This window comes from Candidatus Ruminimicrobium bovinum (assembly GCF_902760015.1).
In the GTDB taxonomy this organism is placed as follows: Bacteria; Elusimicrobiota; Endomicrobiia; order Endomicrobiales; family Endomicrobiaceae; genus Ruminimicrobium; species Ruminimicrobium bovinum.
On the sequence record NZ_CACWEU010000106.1, the window covers coordinates 1 to 3,509 of the forward strand.

The following is a 3,509-nucleotide window of genomic DNA, read 5'->3' on the forward strand; positions in this document are numbered from 1 at the left end:
GTGTAAATTTTTCTACGGCTTTTAATATTTGAGCTATCTCGTCTTGTTTTTCCAATATATCGCCGAACCTTTTTAAATTATCCAAATACGGGATTTTCTTTTCCAAACCTTTTATTATTTCTGCTTTACCCGATATTGCACTAAAATATTCCGCTCCCGTAAGCTTACCTGTTTTTAGGACATTATCAAGAATTTCCGTTTTATTTTTATCGTTTAAATTTTGTGTTAACCATTTTGTGCTTATGTTATCGTAAGCACCTTCCAAATATATATTTGTTACTCCGTATTTTTTATCAAATATTTCTATTATATTGCTGATATTTTTTTGAACTTGCGGGTGACAATGTAAATCCTGTATATTTATTATTACTCTGTCGGTTCCTGCAAAGTGTGCTTTTGTTATTTTACCGTAATTATAAGTTAAGCCAAAGTCATCAGCAATTTGTTGATTAAAATTTAATGCAGGAACCGGAGCGGAAACGGAAGCGGCTATATTTGAACAAACCGATGATATAAAAAAACAAACGGCTAAAAAAATGCAGAGCATTTTTTTGATGTATAGATGCATGGAGGAATGGAGGCATAACGGCTTAAACGACGGTAAAATGCAGAGCATTTTTTTTAGGTTATAGGGTGATAGGATTATGGGGTTACGGGTTAAACGACAAACGATAAAAAATTTGCGGAGCAACTTTTTGCCGATATTATACATTCTACATTTTATATTATACATTGTTGTTGATAATTTTTTTAGTTTGTTCATTTTTATATTATTATAAAAATTAAAATGAGATGAATTTACAGATATTTTATTGTTTAAAAAACTGCCCGACCTGGGCTCGAACCAGGACTATTCTGTTCCAGAGACAGATGTGTTACCAATTACACCATCGGGCAATTAAAAAATTTGCTTCGCAAATTTTTAGCTTATAGCTGAGAGCTGAAAGCTTAAAGTTTAAACGACAACTGCAAACTACATTACAATAACAAATCTTTAAAGAAAAAGCAACTTAAAATTTGCTTCACAAATTTTTAGGTTACAGGATTATAGGGTTATGAGGTTATAAGTTAAAAACTGCTGAAACAACCTATAACCCTATATTCTGATAAACTTATACATTAAAAGAACTTGTATTTTCCGATAAACTCAAATATTTTCTATGCGGCAGATAATAAAGCGGAAATACTCTTTATATCCATATTATCGGTTAAATTTTCAATATCGTTGATAGATGCTAACCTGTCAGTCAATAATATTTGAATTATTCCGGAAATAGCCGCGACTTTAGCTTCATCAGTTGTTGCAGATTTATATTCTTGTCTCAAATTGTTTAATACGGTATTAATATTTTCTTTTCCGTTTATTTTGGATTCACCATCTCCCATTTTAAAACTCTTACCTGCTAATTTTCTATATTCTCCCAACATTGTAAGTAATTCATTTGCAATGTCTGCTCTGTCATTTAAATCTTTTAATAAATCAGCATCTATTTTTTGTAATTCCGAAGCTTGAAGTACACCTAATTCTATACATTCTTTTTCTTCATCGCTTTTTACTTCTGATTTTAACTTTTCAATATCTTCTTTGCTTACGGTTCCTTTTTCTTTTACAAGGTTCCTACCTTTTTCTATTGCTCTGTTTCTCTTAGCTTCCGGACTGCTTTGTGTAAATATAGCCTTTATCACGCCTAATAATGTTATTCCATTGTCTTTTGTATTTTCGGCATCCATATAATTCAATACATCGGAATCAAATGCTAATACCGCACCGTTATCAATTAAACTCTTCATATCATCAGCCGTCAATATTAAATTATCTTGTTCTTGGCTACCGATGTACACAATAACACCTTTCGTATCTTTTCTATCATTAATCATTTTTCTTGCAGTTTCATAATTTACAACTTCACTTTTTTCATTTTCCGATACAATTTCATAAGTTCCGTTATTATCAAGAACTACTATTACATCAGCTATTCCATTTTCATTTAAACTGAATTCTTTAGCTTTTTCTTTTGCATTCTCAATATCATTTTCATTGTTTACTTTTATCATTACTCTTGATATTTTTTGGCTGTTCAAATTTGCAATTTCTACTTCATAGTTTATCTCTTCATTAACGTCATAACTTGCAATCATGCTATTGGATCCGATAACAGTATTTAATGCTTTATCTTTATTTTTGTATGCAACTATACCTTGAACAACAGCTTCAGATATACTTGATTGTGAATAAGTAAGGATTGTGTTATCCATAACTGCAGAATTTAAAGCAGTTCTGTTTTGCCCTTGTTGAACAAGTTCTGAAGAAACATATAAAATTTTCTTAGCTTTATTTATATTTCCCATTTTTTCCAAAACATTATCCACAACATTTACGGCTTGTCCGTCTACGGATTCATAAGAGTATATATTTAAATTATTAACAGTATTATCTATAAGCTCAAATGAAAGATTACCTTCTGAATCGGTTGCTATTGCTCCAGTTTCATTTACGACATTTTGTTTATTTTCAACCAATATTAAGTTAACTTTTATACCCTGTTTTGCCAATTGTTTTGCTTCTTCTATTGTTTTTATGTCTTTTTCATCAACTACTGCAACAATTTCAGGTTTTTCTTTAAATAACGAATATGCATTAACAGCCAATCTTTGTAATAAATCATTTAAAGATTTAACTGTTCCTGTTGTTTGTGCCGTTGCGGCATTAACAGTTTCAGTATATCCTTTATTTAAATTTTCTATTGCAACACTACCGTCTGATTTTTTAATTATTTTTACATCTTTAAGCACTAAATAATTTTTTTCTTCTCCGGTTCTTCTTAAACTATTACTATTTCTATCATATTCAAAATCTTTTAATGTAACATTTTTTATACCATATTTTTTTGAAATAGCTTCTATTGAAATGTTTTCAGATGCCAAATCTTCAATTTTTGAAATAACAAAATCTTCACCGGTTTCATTTTCAATTATAACTTCACCATCAAGTTTAAGATTTTGAAGTTTTACATTATACCCATCAACACTTAACTTATCAAGTTCACTTATATCATCATTTGTCCAGTTATCCATAAAATAAGAAACATCTTTATAATTTTGTTTAGCTTGCCCTTTACTATTTTTAACTGAAACATTAACTGTTCCATGCCCTTTAGGAGATTTAGTCAACCAATTATTACCGTTAACAACAACCCAATTTGTAGCTTGTTTCCAAAAATCAAAAGCTTTCTTTATAGGAGTAAATACCTCTTCTCTGTCCTGTTTGCTTGCCATAACAACTTGAACTAACGGTTGATTTTTACCTAACCGTGCATTCATCCAATCATCTAAATTTTTGTTTTCTTTTCTTAATTTTTCTAAATTAAGATTGAAATTTAATACGGATGCACCTAAAGCACCTTCAAGTTGATCATATTTCCCTATACCATCTTTTTCTTTACCGTTAACAATTAAATCAGGTTGCATCATTTGTTCGATATCTGCATCGGTTTTCCCTATCTTCTTTA

2 protein-coding genes and 1 tRNA gene are annotated in these 3,509 nt (G+C 30.0%); all 3 read right to left on the reverse strand.

Translation table 11 applies throughout. The features are described from left to right. On the reverse strand, window positions 1–547 hold a 547-nt coding region (locus ACMUOV_RS03885; protein WP_413853805.1), incomplete at its 3' end, for a hypothetical protein. A 277-nt stretch (window positions 548–824) separates the two neighbouring features. Continuing rightward, window positions 825–897: transfer RNA gene (locus ACMUOV_RS03890), tRNA-Gln, on the reverse strand. Window positions 898–1,158: 261 nt separating this feature from the next. Continuing rightward, window positions 1,159–3,509: hypothetical protein (locus ACMUOV_RS03895; RefSeq protein ID WP_413853806.1), on the reverse strand; the 2,351-nt coding region annotated here is incomplete at its 5' end.